At 40.2% G+C, this 2,093-nt stretch carries 3 protein-coding genes; 1 reads left to right on the plus strand and 2 read right to left on the minus strand.

The window, feature by feature from the left end; all coding sequences use genetic code 11:
* The coding region (locus ACWHAR_RS20105; RefSeq protein WP_452087621.1) for an SPOR domain-containing protein at window positions 1–501 on the plus strand (501 nt) is incomplete at its 5' end.
* Window positions 502–574: 73 nt separating this feature from the next.
* On the opposite strand, the gene ACWHAR_RS20110 is transcribed toward ACWHAR_RS20105, so the two are convergent.
* Both ACWHAR_RS20110 and ACWHAR_RS20115 read right to left on the minus strand, forming a co-directional pair.
* Window positions 575–1,737 (minus strand): IS3 family transposase gene (locus tag ACWHAR_RS20110; protein ID WP_085959889.1). Its coding sequence is split into 2 segments (ribosomal slippage): window positions 575–1,461 and window positions 1,461–1,737, totalling 1,164 coding nucleotides; the frame shifts between segments, so codons are not numbered across the junction.
* Window positions 1,738–1,849: 112 nt separating this feature from the next.
* A partial coding sequence (locus ACWHAR_RS20115; protein WP_452087622.1) for a glutamine amidotransferase-related protein occupies window positions 1,850–2,093 on the minus strand: 244 nt, incomplete at its 5' end.

Consider the following 2,093-nt stretch of genomic DNA (forward strand, 5'->3'; position numbering starts at 1 on the left):
TTCGAGGATTACATTTATCCCGGCGTCGGCGCACCTACCACCACCTATCGGGATATCATGCATGAAGAGATTTTAAAAGTGGTTGATTTCAGGGATCGCGGCAAGAAAACAGCCAATTTTCACGTGCTAAGGGAAACAGCAATGCCAGCACTGCTTACGGAAAATGGCTTTGTAGACAATACAAGCGACGCCGAGAAACTGAAGTCATCCGCGTTTATTCAATCCATTGCGAGAGGCCACGCCAACGGACTGGCAAGGGCATTTAACCTTTCAAAAAAATCCACAGCCCTTTTTAAAGTGCAAATCGGCGCTTTCAGGGACAAAGCCAACGCCGATTCACTTGCCGCTCAAGCGAAAGCAAAAGGGTTTGATGCCATTGTAATTGACAGGGACAGCCTTTACAAAGTGCAAATTGGCGCCTTTTCTTCGAAAGAGAATGCAGAAGCGCTTGTTCAGCAAGCCAAAAACGCCGGATTTGATGCTTTCATTTACCAGGAATAGGGACAATCATCAAGAAAAGCCCGCGATCTGTCTCGTTGAACTGACCCGTTAAAATGAGACTTAGAAAAAACACCTATGCTGCCTGTCCCCTGTATTCCAGTGGGGACAGGTAGTTTAATTTTGCCTGAATTCGTACATGATTATATCGATACATGTATTGATTTACAATTTGTACTACTTTAGAATTGGATATAGATGCTCTACTTTGAGCGTTAAATCCTTCCGACTTTAGCGAGGAGTGAAAGGATTCAATGACGGCATTATCATGGCAGTTTCCTTTTCGAGACATGCTTGTGGTAATGCCTTTTTCTTTGGCCAAATTCTGATATGCATGTGAAGTATAGACAGATCCCTGGTCGCTATGAAGAAGTAACCCTACTGGTTTACGTAATTCTACAGCTTCCCTCAATGTGTCTAATACTAGGTTAATATCTTGGCTCGTACCTATTTTGTAAGCCACTATTTCGTTGTTATATAAGTCCATAATCGTTGATAAATATAACATAGTCGAGCCATAAGGTAAGTAGGTAATGTCGGTTACCCATTTTTCATTTAATCGGCTTGCTTTAAAATTACGATTGAGAGTGTTCGGCACAATAATATTACTCTCACCACAAATGTACTTTTGTCGCTTCTTCTTAACTTGACACTGAATCTCAAACTTTTGCATAATTTTTTGTACAGTTTTGCGGTTTACATTTATCCCATACTTTCTGTTTAAGATGGATTTAATTTTACGATGACCATAGTGATAGAAGTTTTTCTTACACAGCTTGATTACTAGCTCTTCTAATGAAGTTAGCTCAACTTTTTTATACTTCTTTTTCCAACGGTAATATGTTGACTTAGGTATGCCTAATACTCCAAGAATATCAATTATTTTAAAAGTGGCTGAGAGTTCTTCTACAACTTGGACAATGACTCGTGGCTCCAACTCCTTTCGATCTCCTGGTACTTTTTTATAATTGCCAATTGAGCCTCTAGCTGTTTATTCTTTAGTTTTAATTCTTCTAGCTCACTCATTTCCTCCGATTCTTTACCGTAGGAATATTGTTTTCCAACTTGTTGCGAAAATCGATAGGTTTGGCCTGTTTTGTACCATCGCATCCATGTTTTAATTTGAGTCTTATTTTTTATCCCCAGTTGTTCCATTATTTCTTTGTTTGTCATTCCAGCTTGTTTCATTTTAATTACTTCCCATTTTACTTCTTCTGCGTAATGTACTCTTGTGCCCATAGAAAAACACCCTCCTAAGAATCATATTGTATTAATACGATTCAGGGGGTGTTTTTTCCTTGTCTCATTTATTTGGGTCTCTCCAGTGATTTGCCGGCAGGCTTTTTCTTTTTTACAGCTTTTCCGAAGTCTTTAGCGAAGCATGTACGAAGTCTCTGAACAGAGCCTGAGGTCTTGTCGGTCTTGACGTAAATTCAGGATGGAACTGAGACGCGACAAACCATGGATGGTCTTTAAGCTCGATAATTTCTACGAGACGGCCGTCAGGGCTTGTCCCGGAAAATACAAAACCGGCTTCTTCCATCTGCTGTCTGAACTCATTGTTGAATTCGTAGCGGTGGCGGTGGCGTTCATAC

The organism is Bacillus sp. LR--39, assembly GCF_053613335.1.